This is a genomic window from Neisseria sp., assembly GCF_030523955.1.
Taxonomy (GTDB): domain Bacteria; phylum Pseudomonadota; class Gammaproteobacteria; order Burkholderiales; family Neisseriaceae; genus Neisseria.
Map to the genome: position 1 here is coordinate 38,221 of NZ_JAUNHL010000007.1, position 23,738 is coordinate 61,958.

Below are 23,738 nucleotides of genomic sequence, written 5' to 3' on the forward strand. Positions count from 1 at the left end.
TTATAAGATTGAGAGGGGGCGGTGTCAAGCCTTTTGCTGCGCAATGTCTCAGGAAAAGGTAAAATAGCTGTTTTTTGTATGGAAAGATCGGAAATCATGGTGGAGCAACAGCAAAGAGCGCAGTTGGCCGGCTTGTTTGCGCGCTTCGGGCGGCCGGTGGCAATCGTTGATTTGGAAACCACCGGCGGCCATTTGTATGAAGACCGGATTACCGAGATCGCTATTTTGCGTTTTGAGAACGGGATTTTTACCCGCCATCAATGGTTGGTTAACCCGCAGATGCCGATTTCGCCGTTTATTAGCCGGCTGACCGGCATCGATAATGAAATGGTGGCTGATGCGCCGACGTTTGCCGAATTGGCGCCGCAAGTGTTGCCACTGTTGCAGGGCAGCCTGCTGCTGGCGCACAACAGCCGCTTCGACTACACCTTTCTGCGCCACGCTTTCCAGCGCGCCGGATTGGCGTTTGCGGCACCGGCGTTGTGTACCGTCCAATTGTCGCGCCGCCTTTATCCGCAGTTTTACAAACACAATCTGGATAGTTTGATCGAACGTTGCGCCATTGAGGTTTCAGACAGGCATAGGGCGATGGCCGATGTGCTGGCGTTGGCGGATTTTCTGGAATACGCCTTAAACGAACACGGATCCGATATGCTGGAAACGCAGATTCGTGCGCTGATGAACCCGAAAATGTTGCCGGATAACCTGCCCGAATCTTTGGCAACACAGCTTTATGCGCTGCCGGACAGTTGCGGTATTTTGTTGTGGTTGGACAAACAGGGCAGATTGTTGCACATGGATGCGGCGGAAAAGATGTTTTCGCAAACGGCCGAGGTTTTGCAGAAGAAACAGTTGCCGCTGTTTTTGCAGGAGGCCGTTTCGGTGGAGTTTCGCGCGGCCATCGGCCCGTTGCATATGTTGTGGTTGAAGGCGCAACTGGCGGAACAATACGGTTGGCAGGCGCGGCAAACATTACGTTCTTATTTAACGGTACAGTTTCGCGAAAATGCGCGGGGCGCTTTGCAGGCCAAAATTGTGCCTTTGGCTGCAGGTAGTCATGATCAGCGCCCCAATGGTTTGTTTTTGCATAAGAAATCGCTTAGGCGGGCTTTGGGTGAGTGGAGTTCGCAACATGGTTTCTGCCCGGCGGTATTGGATATTTTACCAAGCGGTCATGCCAAGGGCGAGCCTTGCCCGGTGCGCCAAGTGGGTAAATGCGACGGGGTTTGCCAGTCTGAATCGGGAGTGGCGGCGCAAAATCGGCGGGTGCGCCAATATGCTGGCGTCTTGCCGGTAGCCGATTGGGGATCTGCGCATGAGGTGAATATTGTGGAGACCGATACGTTAAGCGGGCAATCGGTTACGCTGCGTTGTGCCGGCGGTGCGTTGGCGTTGCCTGACGGGCGTTGGTATTTTGACGAGGCCTTGCCGGCGGTGTTGAAGGCAAAATTCAAGCAGGGGCATGCGGCGGTGACGGTGTTGTCTTGACGGTTTGGGCATTTTGCCGGTTTTTGTTGGAGATGGTTCATCGGCTTCAGAAGACGTATCGCTTCATGTTCTCCGGCCTGGTCCGGGCATGTTATGTTGCGGCAGCCCGAGCGTGAGGGAACTGTTGGTTTGACTATGGTGGCAATCTTTCAGACAGGCATGCAAGGAGATATTTGGGTGACTGAGGTTTCTTATGGTGACTTAAATTCAGAATAGTACACAGTGTTGCCTCGCCTTGTCGTATTCTGAATTTAAGCCACTATCAAAAGATACTGTTTGCGAAAGATACAACAGCCGGTGCGAATTAATGTTGCGCCGGCTGAGACTTTTGCAAAATTCTTTTCGATACCTGAAAACACTTGCGTCATGCTCGGGCTTGACCCGAGCATCTGTTTGTTTGAGAAGAAAAAGCAGATACTCGGGTCAAGCCCGAGTATGACGAGATATCCATAAATTCAGGATTAAAAAGTTTTTTGCAAAGGTCTCCGGCTGTTTGTTTGGGGGCGTGGTGTTTTATTTTAGGAGAGTAGTTTGCCGGCAAACGGGCTTAAGTCCAAGCCGGTTTTTTGTTGTATTTCGGCAATCAGTTCGTTTGCTTGGCGGCCGTTTTCCGCTTGGCCGATGGCCCACAATAAAGAGGAGCGGGTACCTGTTCGGCAGTAGGCGAGTACCGGGCCGTCGACAGCAGCCAGTTGCTCGGCGAAACGGCGGGCATCGTCGGCATTAATTTGCGGTGCGAGTACCGGTTGGTGGTGGAAAGAGGTGATGCCGGCTTCGGCAAACCAAGCGGTGGCTTGTTCGGCGCTGGGTTGGCCGGGTTCTTCGCCGTCTGGGCGGTTGCAGATAACGCTGCGGATGCCGAGTTTGGCTGCTTCTGCGGCATCGGCGGGGCCGACTTGTGGGGAAATATAGAGTTTTTCGCTTAAACGGGAGATGGTCATGAGGTTTCCTTTTGCAAGTGTTAGGTAGTTAAAAATCAGCGGCAATGCCTGTCTGAAAAAAGGTTTTATTGGTTTTGCAACCAAACGGACAATAAATCCTGATCTTCGATTTTCAGATAGGCTGTATCTGCGGCGGCGGCTTGTACGGTTAGCTCGGTTTGCAGCAAATAGCCGTGGCGGAAATAATGCAGGCTGACCGTATCGCCGATGGAGAGCTTTTGCCAGAGTTGGTTGAAATCGCTGCATTGAAAGCCGTTGAGCGCGATGATGCGGTCTTGTGCGGCCAAGCCGGCTTGCTCGGCGCTGCCGTGGTTAAATACATGGGTGAGGGTGATGCTGTCGCCGTTTTGTTTGAAGCGTGCACCAAAATCGCTAACGCTGTTTTCGGCTGGAAATTCTGCTACTACGTTGCCGCCGCTTGAGCGATTGGCGGGCAGCCAACGCAGGTCGATACCGGCGGTTTTCAGACAGGCATTTAAGGGTAGATCACGGGTGCTGAAGATGGCTTCTTGGAAAAAGCCGTCTAAATTCAAGCCGGTAATTTCTTCGGCACGACGCTGCCATTCGTTTTCGTTTAAACCTTTACCGTTTTGCAACCAGTCTTGATACAGCGCCCGCATTACACTGTCGAGGCTGTGTTGCTGTTGGCTTTGTTGGCGGATGGTTAGATCCAAGCATAAGGCGGCCAGCGCGCCTTTTTGGTAATAGCTGACGATGGCGTTGGGGCTGTTTTCGTCTTGTTTGTAATACTTGGTCCAAGCATTGAAACTGGATTGTGTCAGTGTTTGTTTCAACCGGCCGCCGCCTTGTTGTACGCGGGTAATGTTGTTGGCCAAGAGTTTCAGATAGGCCTCTTGGCTGATCACGCCGCTTCTTGCCAGTAATAAATCGTCGTAATAAGAAGTGATGCCTTCGAATGCCCACAGCAACTCAGTATGGCTTTCGTGGTCTAAATGATAAGGCTGGAAGGCGGCGGGTTTGATGGATTTCACGTTCCAAGCGTGGAAGTACTCGTGCGCAAACAAACCCAGTAGCTCGGTATAGGCGTCATCGGCCGTTTTCATATTGCGTGCAGGCAGGCTGTGGCGGTCGGCCATGAGTGCGGTGCTGCTGATATGCTCGAGGCCTCCGTATACATGATCGCCGAGAAACAGCATAAACAGGTATTCGGAAAAGGGCGCGGGAGAGGGAAACATCTGCAAAGCGGTTTCGCAGATTTGGCAGACGTCTCGCAATAGGCGTTCGCGGTCGAAATCAGGATAGTGGCCGGAAAGGGCGATGCGGTGCGAAATGCCGTTGGTCTGAAAAGAGAGGATTTCCAATTGCCCCATTTCTACCGGGTGGTCGATTAAATCGGCATAAGATGGCGCACTAAATTCGTTATCTGACTCCGAAAAACGGGGGAGGGTGGTGGCAATCTGCCAGCCGGCGGGTAAATTGTGCAGGCTGATGCGGTGTTCTTGTTCAGACAGGCCTGCTACCTTGAGAAACAGGCAGGCGCCGTCGAAAAAAGCACGCTCATTGCTAAGAAACGAGCCGCGTACGGATAAATCATAGGCATAAACGGTGTAACGGATATACCATCTGCCGGCCCTTGGTGTGGTGTGCCAAGTGTTTTTATTGATTTGCTCCAATGGTTCGGATTGGCCGTTGCATTCTGCTTCGATACTGATGATATGGCGGGCGAAATCGCGAATCATATAACTGCCGGGCACCCAGTTGGCCAAAGATAATTTGGTTGGAATATCGGCGGGTTGCTCAAAAGTCAACTCTATTTGCCACTGATGGCTGGAAGGATGGGGTTGTAGGATGTAATGCAACATAAAACGGCCTGTTTGTTAAGATTTGTTTGTGATTTTGGGGCTGTTTGACATTCGTCAAATAAAACACAATTCAAAATCTATACTCTTACAAAATCAACAGAAAGGCAACTTAATTGACGGAATAAAATTGCGGTTTTATGCCGATTTGTCTTGGTGTGCAGCCTGTTTTGATTTAAAATGCCCCAGTTAAACTTCCGCCTGCTTTAGCAGTGTCTTAGGAAAACGGTGTTAAATTAAGAAAAATCGGGTACTTGCTTCAGCCGTCTGTAGCGTGCGGAAAAGCTTCCCGTCAGATGTTAATTGCCATGTTAATGGAGAATCTTCATGGAAACGCAAACTTATAACTACAAGGTGGTGCGCCAATTTGCCATCATGACTGTAGTTTGGGGTATTGTGGGTATGCTGGTCGGTGTTATTGCCGCCGCTCAGCTGTTTGCGCCCGCACTCGACCTGTCAAACATCGGTCCGTGGTTTCACTTCGGCCGTATCCGTCCTTTGCACACCAACGCGGTGATTTTCGCTTTCGGTGGCTGCGGCCTGTTCGCTACTTCATATTATGTAGTACAGCGTACTTGTAATACCCGCCTGTTCGGTGGCAACTTCCTGCCGGCCTTTACTTTCTGGGGGTGGCAGCTGGTTATCGTTTGCGCGGCTATTTTGTTGCCTTTGGGTTATACACAAGGTAAGGAATATGCTGAGTTGCCTTGGCCGGTAGATATTCTGATTGCCGTGGTGTGGATTGCTTATGCTATTGTATTCTTCGGCACCATCGCCAAGCGCAAAATTAAGCATATCTATGTAGCCAACTGGTTCTACGGATCATTTATTCTGGCCGTGGCGTTGCTGCACATTGTTAATAATCTGGCTGTGCCGTCAGGTTTGTTCTGGTCTTATCCGATTTACTCGGGTGCCATCGATGCGATGGTGCAATGGTGGTATGGCCACAATGCGGTAGGTTTCTTCTTAACTGCTGCTTTCTTGGGCATGATGTATTACTTTGTACCGAAGCAAGCCGGCCGCCCGGTTTATTCTTACCGCTTGTCGGTGGTTCACTTTTGGGCGCTGATTTTCACCTATATGTGGGCAGGCCCTCACCATTTGCACTACACTGCATTGCCTGATTGGACCCAATCTTTGGGCATGGTGTTGTCATTGATTCTGTTTGCACCCTCTTGGGGCGGTATGATTAACGGCATCATGACGCTTTCCGGCGCATGGCATAAGCTGCGCACTGACCCGGTATTGAAATTCTTGGTGGTCTCACTCTCCTTCTACGGTATGTCTACCTTTGAAGGCCCGATGATGTCTATTAAAACCGTTAACGCATTGAGCCACTACACCGACTGGACTGTCGGACATGTACACTCCGGTGCTTTGGGTTGGGTAGGATTTATTACCATCGGCTCTTTGTATTATTTGATTCCGCGTCTGTTCGGTACCAAAGGCATGTACAGCACCAAATTGGTTGAACTGCACTTTTGGGTAGCCACTGTGGGCATCGTGCTTTACATCAGCTCTATGTGGATTTCCGGTGTAATGCAAGGCCTGATGTGGGGTCAGTTGAATACTGACGGTACTTTGACTTATTCTTTTGTTGAGTCGGTTAAACAGAGCATGCCTTTTTATGTTATCCGTTTTGTAGGCGGTTTATTGTACTTGAGCGGCATGTTTGTCATGGCCTACAACGTTTACCGTACTGTTATGGCAGGAAAACCGGTTGATGCAGCTATACCGGTAGTAGCCCAAAGCGAACACCACTGATAAATGCAGAGAATAGGCTGTTAAAATGAAATTACAACCATTAGTAGAAGAGAAAGTCGGCTTCCTAATCGTATTTACCTTCTTGGTGATTAGCGTGGGTTTGCTGATTGAAGTTGTACCTTTGTTCTTTACAAAATCGGTTACTGAGCCGATTCCGGGTCTGAAGCCCTACAATGCGCTGCAAGTGGCCGGACGTGATGTTTATATCCGCGAAGGCTGTTATAACTGCCACTCGCAAATGATTCGTCCGTTCCGTGCGGAAACCGAGCGTTACGGCCATTATTCGGTAGGTGGTGAGTCGGTTTACGACCATCCCTTCCAATGGGGCTCCAAACGTACCGGCCCGGATTTGGCGCGCGTAGGCGGCCGCTATTCCGACGAATGGCATCGTATTCACCTGTTAAATCCGCGTGACGTTGTACCTGAATCCAATATGCCTGCATTCCCGTGGCTGGCGCGTAACCGTCTAGATCCTGAAGTGGTGACGCGTAATATGCGAGCGTTGCGTACTACCGGCGTTCCTTATACGGAAGAAGATTTTAAAGCGGCTCCTGAATTGCTGGCTAACAAATCTGAATTGGATGCGGTGATTGCCTATCTGCAAGGCTTGGGCACTACACTGAAAAATACAAGGTAACATGATGGATCTTAATTGGGCGCGCAGTTTATTTACCGTATGGGTGTTTGTCAGTTTTATATTGGTTCTTTATGTGGTTACACGTAAGCGTAACAAAAAGAATTACGATGATGCTGCCAAAAGTATCATGGATGACGAAGACACCCCTAATTAAAAAATGCGTAGCCCTATTATTCCCGTGACAACGGAGCGAAAGAATGAATTCAACTTCACAATTTACCAGCAGCTTCTGGAGCTATTACATCATTGCCATCGTGGTATTGAGTTTTATCGGCTTAGCTTGGTTGCTGTTGTCTCAAAATAAGGTGAAAGCGCCACCCAAAGGTGAAGAGGTTAAGACCATGGGTCACTCTTGGGATGGTATCGAGGAATATAACAACCCTCTGCCGCGCTGGTGGTTTTATATGTTTATTGTAACCATGGTGGTCGGTGTGGTTTATCTGCTGGTTTATCCGGGTTTGGGGGATTTCAAGGGCTTTGCCGGTTGGACCAGCAAGAATCAATATGAAAAAGAAGTCGAAGCGGCCAACAAACAATATGGAGAGTTATACGCTAAATTTGCCAAAATGCCGGTTGAACAGTTGGCAAAAGACCCGCAAGCTCAGCGTATTGGTCAAAACTTATTCAATACCTACTGTATTCAGTGCCACGGCTCTGATGCCAAAGGTTCCAAAGGCTTTCCCAACCTGACCGATACCGATTGGTTATGGGGCGGTACGCCTGAGAAAATCAGCGAAACCATTTCCAAAGGCCGTGTAGGCGTGATGGCGGCTTGGGGGCCAACTTTGGGTGAAGAGCGTGTGAAAGACGTAGCCAACTATGTATTGTCTTTGTCTAAGCCCGAGGAACAGTACGATCCTGTACGTGCTGAGCGTGGTGCTGCCGTATTCCATAATCCGCCTGCCAACTGTTATACCTGCCACGGTGATAAGGGGCAGGGCGTTCAAGGTACGGGCCCAAATCTGACTGATGACGTATGGTTATGGGGCGGTTCGCAAAAAGCCATTATCGATACTATTACCAACGGTCATCATAACCAGATGCCTGCTTGGCAGAACTTCTTAGGTAACGATAAAGTACATCTGCTGACTGCTTATGTTTGGGGTTTGTCTCATCCGGATGGTAAAGCTTTGCCGACTGATAGCACTAATGCTTTGGGCGCTAAAGCCGCGGCCGCTGCGAAAGCTGCACCTGCTGCTTCAGCTGCTTCTGAACCTGCGGCTGTATCGGCATCTGCTGCTTCTGCACCGGCTGCCGCACCTGCTGAGGACAAAGCTGATGTAACTTACGATACCCAAGCAGGCACTCAAGTTGCTACTTTCTTCTTCGCAACCGGTAAAAGCGATGTAGCTGTCAATGCGGCATCTGTAGTAGGTGATGTGATTGCAGCCGGCAAAGAAGGCAAAAAATTAGTTATCAGTGGATATACCGACAGTACCGGTAATGCAGCTGCTAATGCCGAACTTTCCAAAAAACGTGCGCAAGCAGTGCAGGCTTTCTTTGAAAAACAAGGTGTGAAAGCTGCCAATATCGAATTGAGGAAGCCGGAGAGTACTACCGGTGCCCAAGGTAATAATGCAGAAGGCCGTCGCGTAGAAGTGAAGGTTGCCGGTTAAACCACACTGAATATAAGTTGTTTTCATAGCCGCTTGGATGAGTAACTCTGTTTGCAGAGTATTTCAACCAAGCGGTTTTATTGATCATTTGGCTCAAGTTTTCCGGCAGTTATTTTACGGCTTACCCCTCTTATAAGCTTCTTCTTAAAACGAATTAACCTGTTTTGCGGTAGAATGCGGGTTTTGCTCAGAAAACAAGATGGCAGGCGAAATGCCTGTCTGAAAAGGTAAAATGGCTTCCTTAGAAACATGGATAGGCCTGCGCTATTTGCGGGCGAAAAAGCGTAACGGCTTTATGTCGTTCATTACGCTGATATCGATAATCGGCATTGCCTTGGGCGTTACCGCATTAATTGTTGTGCTTTCCGTTATGAACGGATTTCAAAAAGAAATTCGCGGGCAGATGCTAAGTGCTTCACCGCATGCAGAAATCGGTTTTCAAGACCAGGGCGGCAGGGAACAGTGGCAGCAATTGCGTAAAGTGGTTGCCGGTAATCCGGAAGTGTTGGCCGATGCCCCTTATGTAGAGGGGCAAGCTTTACTCGCGAATACGGGGCAAGTGCGTGGCGTGAAACTACGTGGTATTGATCCGGCTGAAGAAAAGAAAGTAGTCGATTATTGGAAAGATATGCCCAGCGGCAGTTTTGATGATTTAAAAGCAGATGATTTTGATATTATCTTAGGAGCCGGGGTGGCGGATTCCTTGGGGGTAGTGATAGGCGGTAAGGTAACCGTTATTGCGCCGGAAGGGAATGTAACGCCAGCCGGTGTGGTGCCGCGCCTAAAGCAGTTTCGCGTAGTCGGTATTGTAAAAACAGGATTATTCGAAACGGATAACACTTTGGCACTTACGCACATTAAAGATGCGCAAACGTTTTACCGTTTGGGGGAGGGAGTAACCGGTATCCGCCTGAAACTGGCTCATCCGCAGCAAGCGCTGTCATTTACTAGTGGTCTGTTGAATCCGGAACAGTTGAAAACCATGTGGGTGCGCGATTGGACTTTCGAAAACCGTACTTATTTCCAAGCGGTTGAGTTGGAAAGGCGCATGATGTCCATCATCCTGATGCTGATTATTGCCGTAGCGGTGTTTAACCTAGTGGCTTCGTTAGTCATGGCGGTAACCGAGAAACAGGCGGATATTGCGATTTTGCGTACCATAGGCATGGCGCCGGGTAGTGTGATGAAAATCTTTATGGTGCAAGGTGCTGTGGCCGGTTTTTTCGGTACGGTGCTCGGAATGGTTATCGGAGTTGTTGTCGGTATCAATGTCGGCGGAATTGTCGCTTTTTTTGAAAATCTGCTGGGTGTGAGCTTGGTGCAATCACAAGTGATGTTTCTCGATCAATTGCCGAGCGATGTCAAGATAGAAGACGTTTTGATTATTGCGGCTATTTCTTTGTTTTTGTCTTTTATTGCGACGCTCTATCCGAGTTGGCGTGCGTCGAAAATCCAACCGGCGGAGGCTTTGCGTTATGAGTGAGTGGGTATTGGACTGCCGTGGCGTCAGCAAAAGTTATGATGAAGGCGCCCTGAACGTGCAGGTATTGAAAGCGTTAAACCTACAAGTGGCTGCCGGGCAGAGCGTGAGTATTATCGGCGCCTCCGGCAGTGGTAAATCGACTCTGTTGCATATTTTGGGCGGTTTGGACCAGCCCACCGAGGGAACGGTTAGCCTGATGGGGCAGAATTTAGGTGAACTGGGGCAAAAGCAGTTGGGTGATTTGCGTAATCTTTATCTGGGTTTCGTTTATCAGTTTCACCATTTGTTGTTGGAATTCTCCGCGCTGGAAAATGTGATGATGCCTTTATTAATTGGTAAGAAAAGCAAAGCCGAAGCAGAGACTGCCGCAGCAGAGATGCTGGAGAAAGTAGGATTGAAACAGCGCATGCTGCACCGGCCCAGCGAACTTTCGGGCGGTGAGCGTCAGCGGGCGGCTATTGCCCGCGCTTTGGTTAATAATCCAAAATGTTTATTGGCTGACGAGCCAACCGGTAATCTTGACCGTAAAAATGCGCAAAATATTTTGGCGATGATGCTTGATCTGAAAAACGAATTGGGTACGAGCCTGGTGGTGGTTACCCATGATGACGAGCTGGCCGACCGCTTCGATCGGGTGATGCTGATGGAAGACGGTAGCCTTCGTGATCGTTAAGGTATTTATTTGGCTCGGATAAGCAGCCGGAAACATTTTTAATATTGTCGGATAACATTGTTTTCTTTAACTAGCGTTTTCATCTTTTTATGATGGACATCGATATTGACCAAGCCGCGGCCGAAGCTGTGGCCTCCTTATTCGAACGCATCTCACCGCACGGTGCGGAAATCGTAAGGCCCTTTTTGATGCGACTGTTTCAGGCGTTATCGGAAGGGCATACTTTTATCCGGTTAACGGCGGCCGAGTGCCAGAGCTTATTGCGCGCAACCCCCATAGTGGGTACGCAGGGCGACACGCCTTTGCAATTGGTGCAAGACAAACTGTTTCTCGGCCGTATTTGGCAGCTTGAGCGTGATTTGGCGCGTGAAATCTGCCGTTTGGCCGATACTGATGTGGCGGCGGTGGATTGGTTGACGGTAAGCAGCCGTTTGAACGAATGGTTTGTCGGCGAAGGCAGCGGCGGGCAGAAAACCGCCGCTGCGCTGGCCATGCTGCAACCGTTTATGTTAATCAGCGGCGGCCCGGGAACGGGCAAGACCACTACCGTAGCGAAACTGTTGGCATTGTTGTGTGAAAATATTGTCGAAATGCCGCGCATTGCGTTAGCAGCACCTACCGGCAAGGCAGCGGCACATATGTCGCGTGCTTTGCAGCAGGCGCTGGGTAACTTTACTGTTAGCGAAACAGTTAGGCGGCATCTGCATCATTTGGAAGGACAGACGGTACACCGGTTGTTGAAGCTGCGCCCACCGATGATGCGGCCGCTTTTTAATCAAGAGAACCCGTTGCCGTTGGATGTTTTGCTGATAGACGAAGCTTCGATGTTGGATACTGCGCTGATGCTGGATATTCTGCGTGCGGTACCTACTGGATGCAGGGTGATACTGCTGGGAGATGAAAACCAGTTGCCTTCGGTGGGAGCGGGAGCAGTGTTGGCCGAATTGGTGCAACCCACCGTATTAACACCGCAACAGGCCGAGGAGTTGGACTATCTGTTGCCCGGCCACGGCTTGAAGGTAGCAGAGGCAGTCCAACCTTTGGCCGCCAATAGCTATCGTCTCACTTATAGCCACCGTTTCGGGGATGACAGCGGCATCGGTTGTTTGGCCCGCAGTATTGTTGCGGGAGAAGCGCAAGAGGCGTGGCAGGCGTTTGGTCGCTTTCCGCAGGAGTTGTTGTTCTATCAGGAAACGCAGGCTCAGTTAGCTGAGCGTTTTTATGCTTTGCAACAGAATTATTGGCAGGCAGTGACGGCGCAGGATTTGCAGGCGGTGTTCTGCCATCAGACAGATGTAGTCGTATTGACGGCGCGCCGGGAGGATGCGGAGGCTTTTAACCGTGCTTATCGCCGCCAATTGCAGCATGCCGGTTTGGCAGGAGAACAGGCCTTGTGGTTTGCCGGGCAAACGATTATGGTGATACGCAACGATTATGAATTAGGCGTATTCAACGGCGATATCGGTGTGGTAATGCCGGATGGCGAAGAGGATGGCGGCCAAACCAAGCTGGCGGCTTATTTTCCGGATGCCGGCGGCTGGCGTCGTTTGCCGTTAAGTCGCCTGCCCGAGCATGAAACCGCGTTTGCCATGACCGTACACAAAAGCCAAGGCTCGGAATACCGCAAAGTGTGGCTGTTGCCGCCTACGGACGTGCAGCAAAGTCATCACTTGTTAAACCGCTCTTTGCTGTATACCGCAGTGACTCGGGCCCGCGAACAGTTTGCTTTTTGCGGCAGCCGCATAGCATTGGAATCGGCAATACGCTCGAATGAATCGCGGCGCACCGCTTTGCGGGAGCGGATTGCGGAAGAAACAGCAAACCGTAGGCTTGGTTAACTTTAGCCTGCATGGTTGGAAAGCTCTGCTTTGCCAATGCCTGTCTGAAAAATCTATCTTGTGTTTTATGGATAAGTTTTTCAGACAGGCATTGGTTATTTATTTTTTTATTTGTAATCAAATTATCGTAACGATGCGGAAAATCTTAATGTTCTTTTCGAATGGTGCGGTCATGTTAGGGGGCGGCAGAAACCGAATGCCTGTCTGAAATAAACGGCTGTAGTATCCAGCGCACGCAATACGCCGTACAATAGCGTCCATCTTTTACTTTTTAACGAATACGCGGCGGTTTCCGTGAAAATCCTGATTTTGGGCAGCGGCCAGGTCGGTTCGACCATTGCGCATAATTTGGCCAGCATGTCGAACAACGACGTAACCATTATTGATATAGACGAACATGCCTTGCGCAACATCGGCAGCAAACTGGATGTGCGCACGATGGTGGGCAACGGCTCTTCGCCTGCCGTTTTGGAGCGTGCGGGCGCGATAGATTGCGATATGCTGCTGGCACTTACCCGCAGCGACGAAACGAATATGGTGGCCTGTAAAATGGCGGCCGAGTTATTCAATATTCCCAACCGCATCGCCCGTGTGCGCGCGACCGACTATCTGGAGTTCAAACCCGAGAGCGGAGAATGGGAAAGCAGCCTCGATTTGTTCAATATCACCGAATCTATCAGCCCCGAGCAGTTGGTAACCGAGCGTTTATGGGGGCTGCTTAGCTATCCCAACGTATTGCAAGTACTGAAATTTGCAGACGAAAAAGCCAAAATGGTTATCGTACAGGCACTTAAAGGCGGTTTGTTGGTGGACCGCGAAATTTCGCAGATCAACAGCCATTTGCCCGACGGCGTCGATTGCCAAATCAGTGCGATTTACCGCAACAACCGCTTGATTGTGCCGACTGCGCAAACCGTGATTATCGAAGGTGACGAAGTATTCTTTGTGGCCGCAGCGGCCAACGTGAAAACCATTATGCGCGAATTGCGCCCGCCCGAGCAGAGCGGCCGGCGCATTATGATTGCCGGCGGCGGCAATATCGGATACCGGCTGGCCAAGCATCTGGAACATTCGCATGCCGTAAAATTAATTGAATATAACCAAAAGCGCGCCGAATGGCTGTCTGAAAATCTGGATAAAGCCTTGGTGTTGCAAGGTTCCGCTACTGATGAAGATTTGCTCGACCGTGAATACATTGATGAAATCGATGTGTTTTGCGCGGTGACCAATGATGATGAAAACAACATTATGGCGAGCCTGCTGGCTAAAAACCTCGGTGCCAAACGAGTGGTTTCGATTGTGAACCGCAGCAGTTATGTAGATTTGTTAGAAGGCAATAAAATCGATATCGTGGTGTCGCCCCATCTTGTGACCATCGGCTCGATTTTAGCGCATATCCGGCGCGGCGATGTGGTGGCTGTTCATCCTCTGCGGCGGGGTACCGCCGAAGCGATTGAAGTGGTGGTGCACGGTACGCCGCAAACTTCGCCCTTGGTCGGGCGCAAAGCATCGGAAATCAAATGGCCGGCAGGTTGCCATTTCTCGGCATTGGTGCGCGGCGACGAAGTGATTATGGGGCACAAGGAAGATGTGGTACTGGCTGAGGGCGATCACATTATCTTCTTCGTTTCGCGCCGGCGCGTATTGCCGGAACTGGAAAAACTGATTGAAGTGAAATTAGGCTTTTTCGGTTAAGCGAATCTAAAGCCCGCAGATGCGGGTATATTTCCCGAAAGCTTGGCCGTCATAACGAATCGAATATGAACCGATCAAAAATCCTCTCCGTTATCCATGTGCTCTCCAAACTCGGCTTTCTGTATGCCATGGTGCTGCTGATACCGACGCTGGTGTCCTATGCCTATATGGATGATGCCCTCGCCGCTTTCAGCCAGACCGCCGCTGCAACTTTGCTGGGCTCCGGGTTGGTGTGGTTGGCCACCCGCCGTTTCCAGCGCGAATTGCGCCCGCGCGACGGTTTTACGCTGGTGTTTTTATTATGGGTAGGTTTTGCCTCGATTTCGGCGATGCCTTTTTACCTGTATTTCCCGCATATGAGCTATACCGATGCGTTTTTCGAAGCCATGAGCGGGCTGACCACCACCGGGGCTACCGTGATTTCCAGCCTGGATACTTTGGCGCCCTCTCTCAATTTCTGGCGGCATATGATGAACTGGCTCGGCGGCATGGGGATTATCGTGCTGGCGGTGGCGATTTTGCCGATGTTGGGTGTAGGGGGAACCCAGCTGTTTAAAGCGGAAATTCCCGGTATCGATAAAGACAGCAAAATGGCGCCACGCATTTCGCAAACCGCCAAACAGTTGTGGCTGGTGTATCTGTTTTTTACCGTTTTAACCTGTATCGCATTGAAAATCTGCGGGATGACTTGGTTCGATGCGATTTGTCACGGCATGTCCACTTTTTCGCTCGGCGGTTTTTCTACCCACGACGACAGCATAGGCTATTTCCAGTCTAAAGCGGTCGAAGGTGTCATTATGGTGGCTACCGTATTGGGCGGACTGAATTTTACCTGCCATTTTGCCGCATTGCGCGAACGCTCCGTGCGGGCCTATTGGCGTCATGAAGAAGCCAGAATCATGTTGGTGGTGTTGTTCGGCAGCATTATGGCGTGCAGTTTATACATGTGGATGACCGGTTTTTATGCGACTTGGCAAGAGTCGTTCCGTTATGTCGGCTTCAACTTTATCTCGGTCGGTTTGGCCGGTGGTTTCGCCAATACCGATTTCAATACCTGGCCGTTGCTGATTTCTTTGTGGATGTTTTTCCTCAGTAATATTTTGGCCAATACCGGCTCGATGGGCGGCGGCATCAAAATGGCACGTGCGATCGCGCTGGCCAAGTTTAGTCTGCGCGAAGCCTTGCTGCTGTTGCACCCGAATGCGGTGCGTACGGTAAAAGTGAATAAAACCACCATAGGCGAACACATTGCGATGTCGGTGATGGCGTTTATTTTTGTGTATTTCATGACGGTAGTCACCTTCAGCTTTGTCTTTATGGCCACCGGCATGGATTTCATTTCGGCGTTTACGGCAACCGTTTCCTGTATCACCAATGCAGGGCCCGGTTTGGGCTTGGTCGGGCCGGTACATAATTATGCCGAATTGAACGCTTTGCAAAAATGGTTGTGTACCGCAGTGATGTTGCTGGGACGCTTAGAAATCTTCACCGTTTTCGTACTGTTGACACCGGCCTACTGGAAAAAATAAAGATAGGAAATGCCTGTCTGAAAATATAAAGACCGCTTAACTGAGTTTGCCTACAAACACACCAAACACTGTTATTATTCACTTTAAACAAACACACTCTAAACGGAATCCATAATCTATGACTTCAACACATAAGTTTAAATATAGCTTGCTCGCTACCGCCGTTGCTATGCTGGCCGCCTGTTCTTCACCTGAGCAAGTGGTCGAACCGATTAATGGCAAAGAGCAGTCTTCCGGCCATCAGCTGAAAACCCGTACCAGCGAATCACCCAGCCAAACCGCGGCGGATTATGCGGTTTTCCAAAGCACGCTCACTGCGGCCAAGCAGGGCGACGATTATCTGCCGGCACAGTTTCTCAGCCGCCAATCCGACAGCGCCATGGGAGAGGCCGTGCGCAACGAATGGCTGAAAAGCTTGGGCAACCGCAACCGTTGGGATTTATTTCAACAGCAATACGCCAAACTCGATGCGGCCGGCCGGTCACAGGAGGTGCGTTGTTATGGCGAGTATCAAATGCTGAGCCAGCAGGGTAAAAAGAGCGAGCTTGCCGCCGAAGTGGTGCGCGAATTGGGCCGGCAGGCGCCCGGTTGCAACCGTTTGCTGGAAGAAGCGGCGCGCCGCGGCGATTTAAAACAGGCGGATGCTTGGCGCCGTGTCCGTGGGCTGATCAGCAATAACCAGTTAACCGATGCCCGCAATCTGGCTGCCGCATTAGGCAGCCCGCTCGACGGCAGTGCCGGCGGGCAGGGTGCGCAGGAAGCCTTGTTGATGAATATTATCGGCTCGTCTGCGCAAAAGAGCCCGGCCGCTGCCGTTACGCTGGAAAACCTATCCGGCTCGCTCAGTCGCGAACAAACCGGTTTTGCCTGGGGCGTATTGGGCTATGCACAGGCCAAGAGCCAGAACTTCGGCGCTGCCTTATCGTATTACAACCGTGCCGACCGCAAACAGCTCTCTGCCGACCAGTTTGACTGGTATGCGCGTTCCGCATTGCGTTTGCAGCGTTGGAACGAGCTTGCCGATATTATCCGCAGCATGAACGATAAACAGCAGAAAGATCCGACTTGGCTCTATTGGCTGGGGCGCAGCATGGCGGCGCAGGGAAATCAAAGCGAAGCCAAACGCTTATACGAACAGGCGGCAGACAGCGGACGTAACTTTTATGCGTTGTTGGCCGGCGAAGAGTTGGGCCGCAGCGTCAATACCCGCAATAATGTTTCCGAAGCAGGCAGCAGTGCGATCAACCGGATGGCAAAAGACGGCGCCATCGAACGCGCGCTCAACTTGTTCCGCGCCAGCCAAAATGCCGACGATTGGAACATGCGCCGGCAGGCGCAGGCGGAATGGCGTTATGCTATCCGCGGATTTGGTGAAGACGACTTACTCACCGCCGCACAGTTGGCATTCAATAACCAGTTTTACGAAATGGCGATTAATACCGCCGACAGCACCAATCAGAAGTTGAACTACCAATTGCGCTATATTTCGCCGTTTAAAGACCTCACCACTGCGTATGCAAAGCAGGTAGGTATCGATCCGGCTTGGGTGTATGGCCTGATCCGGCAGGAAAGCCGCTTTATGATGGGCGCGCGCTCCAGCGTCGGCGCCCACGGCCTGATGCAGGTGATGCCGGCTACTGCGCAGCATATCGCCGGTAAAATCGGTATGAGCCAAAGCGAGCTGTATACCACCGAAGGCAACATCCGCATGGGAACTTGGTATATGGCCGATACCAAAGCCCGTTTGGGCAACAGCGAAGTATTGGCTTCCGCCGGCTACAATGCAGGCCCCAGCCGCGCCCGTCAATGGCAGGGCAGCGCACCGATGGAAGCGGCCATTTATGCCGAAACCATTCCGTTCAACGAAACGCGTGATTATGTGAAAAAAGTGATGGCCAACGCCACCTATTACGCCAGTTTGTTTAACGAACCGAATGTGTCGCTGAAAAAACGCATCGGTACGGTACCGGGTCGTTAATCTTTGTTTTATGGTTATGGATGGATACGCAAAATGCCTGTCTGAAAACTTTTTCAGACAGGCATTTTGCGTATCAAATTTATGCTGTTTCCAATGGCGCTAAATCCGCTTTATAAGCGATGATGCCGTAATCTTTTTGGATGAGTGAGATCCCCAATTCTTGTTGGTCGCGCTGGAAAGTCAGCTCAACCGAATGCGGGCGGACGTCGGAAGTGGTCACATTGAAGCCTTGGCTTTCGGCATGTTGGTGGATTTGTTGCAATAATTTGCCAAAATTGTGATGACGCAGCCGGAATTCGGCGGCAAAACCATCATCGGCTTGCCGGTGGGCTTGAATTACGTCGGCGCCGCGCGGGTGGAAAATCGCACCGGGCAGGGCGGCCATGGCGCTGGTGGAAAGCAAGGCCAGAATGCCGGTAAGGGCAATGGCGCGTGTTTTTTTCTTCATCATACAACCTTTACTTATAGTGGCTTAAATTCAGAATAGGACAAGGCGCCGAGCCGAAGACAGTACAGCTAGTACGGCAAGGTGAGGCAACGCGGTACTATTCTGAATTTAAGCCACTATACTTGGATAAACCGGTCTGGGCAGCGGCTGTCGACCGCTTTACAGGTGTTTTGTGTTCGCAATGTCCGAACAGATGCAAGGCCATGGTAACGAAAGCGGGTGGAACGGAACAAGCAGAACTACTTCTTTTTACACGATGGGAGCATTTCACGTTTTTTGATTACTTTTTCTTGCAATTGTGCAAGAACACATTTCTGTTCCCATGAAAAGAAGAATCGGGGTGATGAAAAAGTGAACATGACGGCCGATAAAATACCCGGCTTGAGCCGGGCATCAACAAACCCTAGCACAATCAATCAGGCATAAGCGCCGGCTTGCTCCTGTAAGCGGCCGCCTAAGGTATTCAGGCGCTCCAGTGCCATTTGCCAAGCTGTATCCAGTTGGCCGCAAGCCTCGCCTTCGGCTTTGATGCCGAATTCGATAAACGAAGGAATTACTTCGCCATGTTCGTCTACCCGGCGCTCGCTGGGCAGGCTGTAGGTAAAAACACCGGGAAATTGTTGTTCGATTGCTTCCATTAAGGGCGCGATTTTCGCTTCCGCCAGATCATAAATGCGCACCGAGCGCTGGCCGCTTTGCCGCTGGTGGAAGTGGTTGGCGTAATATTTGTTCAACACCCAACGTGCCATCGGTTGCGCCATTACCGGAAAGCCGGGCAGGAAATAATGCTCGCGGATAGAGAAACCGGCGATGGTGTTGTATTCGTTTTCTATAATATCGGCACCTTGCGGAAAATCCGCCATTTTCAGCCGTTGCCGGTGCTCCGGTGAGTCTAGCGACTGCTCGCGGCTGAGGGTAACCGCTTCAATATATTTGGCGGCTTGCGGATGGTTGACTATCGGTAAATCCAGAGCCAGCGCAGCCGCCTGACGGGTGTGGTCGTCGGGAGTGGCGCCGATGCCGCCGGTAACGAAGGTCGGCAGGCCGTCTTCGAAACTGCGGCGCAACTGTTTGCTTAAAAGCGTGCGATCGTCCGGCAGATATTGTACGCTGCCCAGTTGGAAACCGTGCTCCTCCAGCAAGGATTTGAAAAAGGCGAAATGCTGGTCTATCCGCGAGCCGTGCAGGATTTCATCGCCGATGATGATCAGGTTAAATTGCATGATGCTTGCCTTTGATGTGTGATGCCTGTCTGAAAAAGTAAAAGCTGTTTTTCAGACAGGCATTGATGTATGAAAACCGTTGCGCTGCTTAATCGTTTTGCAGGTGTGCCAGCGGCAGGGCGGTGGTGTTTTTGATTTCTTTCAATACAAAGCTCGATTGCGCATCTTGTACGCCGGGGTGCGAGAGCAGGGTGTCGAGCACGAAATGAGAGAAAGCGTTCATATCAGTAAAGAAGGTGTGCAGGAGATAATCGGTTTCGCCGGTGAGGGCGAAGCAGCTCAAAACTTCCGGCCAATTTTGTACCGCTTGGGAAAAATCGTTACGCGCTTCGCTGGCTTTATTAATAGAAACGCGAATAAAGGCTTGCAACCCCAGTTGCACCGCTTCCGGTGAGAGCAAGGCGGCATATTGGCGGATGATGCCCGCGTCTTCCAGTTGTTTGAGGCGGCGCAGACAGGGAGAAGGGGACAGGGCGACACGTTCGGAAAGCTCTACATTGGTTAGCCGGCCGTTGCTTTGCAGCACTTGCAATATTTTCAGATCGGTTTTATCGAGAGTCACGTGTACCATAGTCCATATCCTTTGTTTATATTGGGTATTGATTTTTAAGACTTTTCCGCAACGCGGAATCCGGTATGCCGATGCTGAGGTATTGGGCATACCATTAGGATATCTCGACTATATGATAAAATTAATTAACGCACAATAGTTTAAAAAACAATATATTTTAAAATTATATGTTCTTAATCGGCAGTAGCCTTTAATGTATGTTGTCAGAATGCTGGGAAAGGGTGTTTGGCTAAGATTTTATCGCGGCGGGCTTGTCGGCGCTCGGCTTTCACGCGATAATTCACCCGTTCAGGAGAGTGCCGACTACGGCCGCCGAAGGCGCAGATGCCCTTAAATCGCTCAGGCAAAAGGACTGGATAATCAGGAAAACCGGAAAGCTTTAAATCAGCCGTCGTTATGCTGCGGCGTTTTTTATGCCGTATCGTTTTCCGCCAACATCTGGAGAGCGGTGCCACAGCGCCCACCGAAGGGGAGAAGACGATAATACCGTCGAAAATCTCAGGTTCAAGGACAGATAGGGAATGCGTTCAAGCCGCAGGCAGCGCATCCTGATATCTATGGAGAACCGAGAATGACCGCCCCGAAAACTACCCCTTTTAATCAAGCCCATAAAGACGCCAACGGCAAATTAATCGATTTTGCCGGTTGGGAATTGCCGATTCATTACGGCTCGCAAATCCAAGAGCACGAAGCCGTGCGTACCGACGCCGGCATGTTCGACGTATCTCATATGCTGGTAACCGATGTGACCGGCGATCAAGCCAAAGCCTTTTTCCGCAAACTGATTGCCAATGATGTGAGCAAGCTCGGTTTTGTCGGCAAAGCGCTGTATTCCGCCATGCTCAACGACAACGGCGGCGTCATCGACGACTTAATCGTTTACCGCACCAACGAAGCCGAAACGCAATACCGCATCGTATCCAACGGCGCCACCCGCGAGAAAGATTCCGCCCAGTTCGCCAAAATCGGCGCCGAGTTCGGCATCAAACTGAACCCCCGCTACGACTTGGCCATGCTGGCCGTGCAAGGCCCCAAAGCCGTTGAAAAACTGTTGAAAGTGAAGCCCGAATGGGCCCAAACCGTGAACGGCCTTGCCGTATTCCAAGGCGCCGATTTGGGCAACGACTGGTTCGTCGCCCGCACCGGCTACACCGGCGAAGAAGGCGTGGAAGTGATTCTGCCGGGCAGCGAAGCCAACGCCTTTTTCGCCGCCCTGCGCGAAGCCGGCGTGCAGCCCTGCGGCCTCGGTGCGCGCGACACCCTGCGCATGGAAGCGGGCATGAACCTCTACGGCAACGATATGGACGACGACACCAGCCCGCTCGAAGCCGGCATGGGCTGGACGGTGGATTTGAAAGACGAAAACCGCGATTTCGTCGGCAAAGCCGCACTGGTTGCCCTGAAAGAAAAAGGCGTTGCCTATAAACAGGTCGGCCTCTTGCTCGCCAAAGGCGGCGTGCTGCGCGACCATATGGAAGTGATTACCGACGACGGCAAAGGCATCACCACCAGCGGCGTGTTCTCGCCCAGCCTCAAGCAGTCCATCGCCATCGCCCGCGTGCCGAAAGACTTTAACGGCGAAGCGGCCAAAGTGCTGATGCGCGGCAAAGAAGTGGACGTGCGCGTGTTGAAGCTGCCGTTCGTACGCAACGGCAAGCAGCAGTTTGAATAAGCGCACAAATATGTTTTCAGACAGGCTATTCGGTTAAATGCCTGTCTGAAAACATACGCTTTAAACAACGCTATCAATTCCTACAAATGGCCTTTAAATTAAAGATGTTGTTGAAACAGTAAACATTCTCTTCCTTAGGCATGAGCAAACCGCGTTCTAATATGTTTCAGACAGCCTGAAGCGGATGCGCAAACAGTAGAAAAATTGATGGTTTTTACAGCTGGTAAACGCCGTATATTATGACCCACACTGTATCGTTTATGCCCGTTTGTGCGGGTTGCGGCACCAAAGATGCCTGTTACTGTCCGAGCGGCAGGTATAATGTAACCCCGAAGCGGTACGAAAAATAACGGCTGCTTTTTTAACTTTTTCAAACCAATGGAGAATCAAACCATGAGCAATATCCCCGCCGAACTGAAATACGTGTCTAGCCACGAGTGGCTGCGTTTGGAAGATGATGGCACCGTAACCGTGGGCATCACCGAACATGCGCAAGAGTTGCTGGGCGACATCGTGTTTGTAGAGTTGCCAGAAGTAGGTGCCAACTTGGCTGCCGATGAGCAAGCGGGTGTGGTGGAGTCTGTGAAAGCTGCTTCCGATGTGTATGCTCCGATTGCAGGAGAAATCGTAGCGGTTAACGAAGATTTGAGCGGTGCGCCCGAAACCGCCAACAGCGATCCTTACTGCGCAGGCTGGTTCTTTAAAATCAAACCCGCCGATGCGGCCGATTTGGATGGTTTGCTGAGCGCTGAGCAATACGCTGCCGAAATCGGTTAATTTACCGGCAGGAAAAGGCTGTCTGAAAGATTTTACTTTTTCGACAGCTTGGAAGTTTTGCAAAACCTCAATTCAAAACACTTGGGCGGTACAGCGGGTAAGCCCGAACTGACTGGCAATGCGCTTTTCAAGTCGGAAAGCATACTTTGCAAAGTATCAGCGCTTTTGGCCAAGCCCGGTTTCCCTTGGTACTTAACTTGAAGCGGAGAATCGGATATACCGCTGATTTTCAGACAGGCCTGTGTTAAATCATTTTAAAACATTGCCATTTTGTTTTGTTTTGATACAATATCGCTCTGAATAATATGTAGCAATACAAGCCGCCAAACAGCAGGGCGGCTTGTATTTTTATTGAATCGAGCAGAGCGGGGTAGCCCGCTCATCCTGTAACGGAGACAAAAGAATCATGCAAAAAATCCCGCTGACAGTGCGCGGAGCCGAGATGTTGAAGGATGAGTTGCAACATCTGAAAAGCGTGGCCCGCCCGGCCATTATCGAAGCAATTGCCGAAGCACGTTCACACGGCGATTTGTCGGAAAATGCGGAGTACGAAGCGGCCAAAGAAAAACAAGGTTTTATTGAGGGCCGTATTTCCGAGTTGGAGCACAAACTGTCGATTGCCCACATTATCAACCCACGCGAAATCCATGCCGAAGGCAAGATTGTATTCGGCGCGACTGTGGTGCTGGAAGATTTGGATAGCGGTGAGAAAGTGCGTTACCAAATTGTCGGCGAAGACGAAGCGGATTTGAAATTCCACAAGATTTCTATTGGTTCGCCGATTGCCCGCGCCCTAATCGGCAAAGAAGAGGGTGATGTGGCGGAAGTTCAGGCGCCGGGCGGCGTGCGTGAATACGAAGTGGTGGATGTGGAGTATCTGTAACATACCATTTAAATTAAAGCAACAGTGCCTGAGGTCTTTGCAAAAAGCCAAAAACTCCTCTGAATTCCCCTAAAGAATTCAGAGGAGTTTTTTTATGAGCAGCTTCTTCCACCAACAAGCCCAAATCATGATGAGCAAACATATCGACAGCTATCCGTTGCTCAAAATTAACCGGCTACTCGATTGGCAGCCCATCGAACAACTGCTCAACCGACAAAAGACCCGTTACATCTGCGACCACCGCGGTCCCCCCCGCCTATCCGCTACTGCCCATGCTCAAAGCCGTATTGTTCGGCCAATGGCACAGCCTTTCCGATCCGGAATTGGAACGCTGTCTGGCTACCCGAGACTTTTGCAAAAAACTTTTTAATCCTGAATTGATTGATATAGCAGATTAACTTAATTTTCGATACAAGGCAGCAAGGAGCAGACAGTACAAGTAGTACGGCAAGGCGCAGCAACGCCGTAGCGAAAGTTAAGTTAATCTGCTATATCTCGTCATACTCGGGCTTGACCCGAGTATCTGCTTTTTCTTTCAAAACAAAAAGATGCTCGGGTCAAGCCCGAGCATGACGCAAATGTTTTCAGATATCGAAAAGAATGTTGCAAAGGTCTCTACCCGTCTGGATTTCTACTTCTTCTGCGGGTTTGATGAGGTCGCCTTACCTGATCACAGCACCCTCTGCCGTTTCCGCAATTGGC

At 50.7% G+C, this 23,738-nt stretch carries 19 protein-coding genes, 2 pseudogenes and 2 riboswitches; of the genes and pseudogenes, 16 read left to right on the forward strand and 5 right to left on the reverse strand.

Annotated features, from left to right (window positions below; genetic code table 11):
- Positions 1–78 precede the first annotated feature (78 nt).
- Positions 79–1,488, forward strand: a complete 1,410-nt coding sequence (locus tag Q4C79_RS02640; protein ID WP_303089482.1) for a PolC-type DNA polymerase III — start codon at positions 79–81, stop codon at positions 1,486–1,488.
- 518 nt (positions 1,489–2,006) lie between these two features.
- Here Q4C79_RS02640 and Q4C79_RS02645 read toward each other — a convergent pair.
- Together Q4C79_RS02645 and Q4C79_RS02650 are read right to left on the reverse strand one after the other, a co-directional pair.
- Positions 2,007–2,429, reverse strand: coding sequence for a TIGR01244 family sulfur transferase (locus tag Q4C79_RS02645; protein WP_303089483.1), 423 nt, complete (start codon positions 2,427–2,429; stop codon positions 2,007–2,009).
- Between the two features lie 65 nt (positions 2,430–2,494).
- Positions 2,495–4,252 carry a M61 family metallopeptidase gene (locus tag Q4C79_RS02650; RefSeq protein WP_303089484.1) on the reverse strand — a complete coding sequence of 586 codons (1,758 nt, stop codon included), beginning with the start codon at positions 4,250–4,252 and terminating at the stop codon, positions 2,495–2,497.
- Between the two features lie 324 nt (positions 4,253–4,576).
- On the opposite strand from Q4C79_RS02650, the gene ccoN reads away from it, so the two are divergent.
- The 10 genes from ccoN (at position 4,577) to Q4C79_RS02700 (ending at position 17,462) form a co-directional block, all read left to right on the forward strand.
- Positions 4,577–6,013, forward strand: coding sequence for a cytochrome-c oxidase, cbb3-type subunit I (ccoN, locus tag Q4C79_RS02655; RefSeq protein WP_303089485.1), 1,437 nt, complete (start codon positions 4,577–4,579; stop codon positions 6,011–6,013).
- Positions 6,014–6,038: 25 nt separating this feature from the next.
- On the forward strand, positions 6,039–6,650 hold the full coding sequence (ccoO, locus tag Q4C79_RS02660; protein ID WP_303089486.1) for a cytochrome-c oxidase, cbb3-type subunit II: 612 nt from the start codon (positions 6,039–6,041) through the stop codon (positions 6,648–6,650).
- Positions 6,651–6,654: 4 nt separating this feature from the next.
- Positions 6,655–6,804 carry a CcoQ/FixQ family Cbb3-type cytochrome c oxidase assembly chaperone gene (locus Q4C79_RS02665; RefSeq protein WP_303089499.1) on the forward strand — a complete coding sequence of 50 codons (150 nt, stop codon included), beginning with the start codon at positions 6,655–6,657 and terminating at the stop codon, positions 6,802–6,804.
- 43 nt (positions 6,805–6,847) lie between these two features.
- Positions 6,848–8,266, forward strand: a complete 1,419-nt coding sequence (gene ccoP / locus Q4C79_RS02670) for a cytochrome-c oxidase, cbb3-type subunit III (protein WP_303089487.1) — start codon at positions 6,848–6,850, stop codon at positions 8,264–8,266.
- A gap of 232 nt (positions 8,267–8,498) precedes the next feature.
- A complete protein-coding gene (locus Q4C79_RS02675; RefSeq protein ID WP_303089488.1) occupies positions 8,499–9,749 on the forward strand; it encodes a lipoprotein-releasing ABC transporter permease subunit in 1,251 nt (416 codons plus the stop codon).
- The gene (gene lolD, locus Q4C79_RS02680; RefSeq protein ID WP_303089489.1) at positions 9,742–10,422 is read left to right on the forward strand and encodes a lipoprotein-releasing ABC transporter ATP-binding protein LolD; all 681 of its coding nucleotides are present in this window, start codon (positions 9,742–9,744) and stop codon (positions 10,420–10,422) included. The genes Q4C79_RS02675 and lolD overlap by 8 nt, the downstream gene beginning before the upstream one ends.
- 89 nt (positions 10,423–10,511) lie before the next feature.
- Positions 10,512–12,260: an exodeoxyribonuclease V subunit alpha gene (gene recD / locus Q4C79_RS02685; RefSeq protein ID WP_303089490.1), complete on the forward strand. Its 1,749-nt coding sequence runs from the start codon at positions 10,512–10,514 to the stop codon at positions 12,258–12,260.
- 294 nt (positions 12,261–12,554) lie between these two features.
- Positions 12,555–13,955 carry a Trk system potassium transporter TrkA gene (gene trkA / locus Q4C79_RS02690; RefSeq protein WP_303089491.1) on the forward strand — a complete coding sequence of 467 codons (1,401 nt, stop codon included), beginning with the start codon at positions 12,555–12,557 and terminating at the stop codon, positions 13,953–13,955.
- A 65-nt stretch (positions 13,956–14,020) separates the two neighbouring features.
- Positions 14,021–15,484, forward strand: coding sequence for a TrkH family potassium uptake protein (locus Q4C79_RS02695; RefSeq protein ID WP_303089492.1), 1,464 nt, complete (start codon positions 14,021–14,023; stop codon positions 15,482–15,484).
- A gap of 118 nt (positions 15,485–15,602) precedes the next feature.
- Positions 15,603–17,462 (forward strand): transglycosylase SLT domain-containing protein, encoded by a 1,860-nt coding sequence (locus tag Q4C79_RS02700; protein WP_303089493.1) that lies wholly within the window; start codon positions 15,603–15,605, stop codon positions 17,460–17,462.
- A 79-nt stretch (positions 17,463–17,541) separates the two neighbouring features.
- Here the strand turns inward: Q4C79_RS02700 and Q4C79_RS02705 are convergent, their stop codons facing one another.
- From Q4C79_RS02705 to Q4C79_RS02715, 3 genes are all read right to left on the reverse strand, one after another.
- Positions 17,542–17,913 (reverse strand): hypothetical protein, encoded by a 372-nt coding sequence (locus Q4C79_RS02705; RefSeq protein ID WP_303089494.1) that lies wholly within the window; start codon positions 17,911–17,913, stop codon positions 17,542–17,544.
- 413 nt (positions 17,914–18,326) lie between these two features.
- Positions 18,327–19,136 carry a molybdopterin-binding protein gene (locus Q4C79_RS02710; protein ID WP_303089500.1) on the reverse strand — a complete coding sequence of 270 codons (810 nt, stop codon included), beginning with the start codon at positions 19,134–19,136 and terminating at the stop codon, positions 18,327–18,329.
- A gap of 85 nt (positions 19,137–19,221) precedes the next feature.
- Entirely contained in the window at positions 19,222–19,704 is a 483-nt protein-coding gene (locus Q4C79_RS02715; protein WP_303089495.1) for an Lrp/AsnC family transcriptional regulator, read from the reverse strand.
- Positions 19,705–19,983: 279 nt separating this feature from the next.
- Positions 19,984–20,069: riboswitch (glycine riboswitch) on the forward strand.
- Positions 20,070–20,132: 63 nt separating this feature from the next.
- Positions 20,133–20,228: riboswitch (glycine riboswitch) on the forward strand.
- A 47-nt stretch (positions 20,229–20,275) separates the two neighbouring features.
- On the opposite strand from Q4C79_RS02715, the gene gcvT reads away from it, so the two are divergent.
- The 5 genes and pseudogenes from gcvT to Q4C79_RS02740 all read left to right on the forward strand — a co-directional run.
- Entirely contained in the window at positions 20,276–21,376 is a 1,101-nt protein-coding gene (gene gcvT / locus Q4C79_RS02720; RefSeq protein ID WP_303089496.1) for a glycine cleavage system aminomethyltransferase GcvT, read from the forward strand.
- 378 nt (positions 21,377–21,754) lie between these two features.
- Positions 21,755–22,153: a glycine cleavage system protein GcvH gene (gene gcvH / locus Q4C79_RS02725; protein ID WP_303089497.1), complete on the forward strand. Its 399-nt coding sequence runs from the start codon at positions 21,755–21,757 to the stop codon at positions 22,151–22,153.
- A 406-nt stretch (positions 22,154–22,559) separates the two neighbouring features.
- On the forward strand, positions 22,560–23,036 hold the full coding sequence (gene greA / locus Q4C79_RS02730; protein ID WP_303089498.1) for a transcription elongation factor GreA: 477 nt from the start codon (positions 22,560–22,562) through the stop codon (positions 23,034–23,036).
- Between the two features lie 94 nt (positions 23,037–23,130).
- Positions 23,131–23,383: pseudogene (locus tag Q4C79_RS02735) on the forward strand (transposase); the annotation flags it as partial.
- 258 nt (positions 23,384–23,641) lie between these two features.
- Positions 23,642–23,738: pseudogene (locus Q4C79_RS02740) on the forward strand (transposase); the annotation flags it as partial.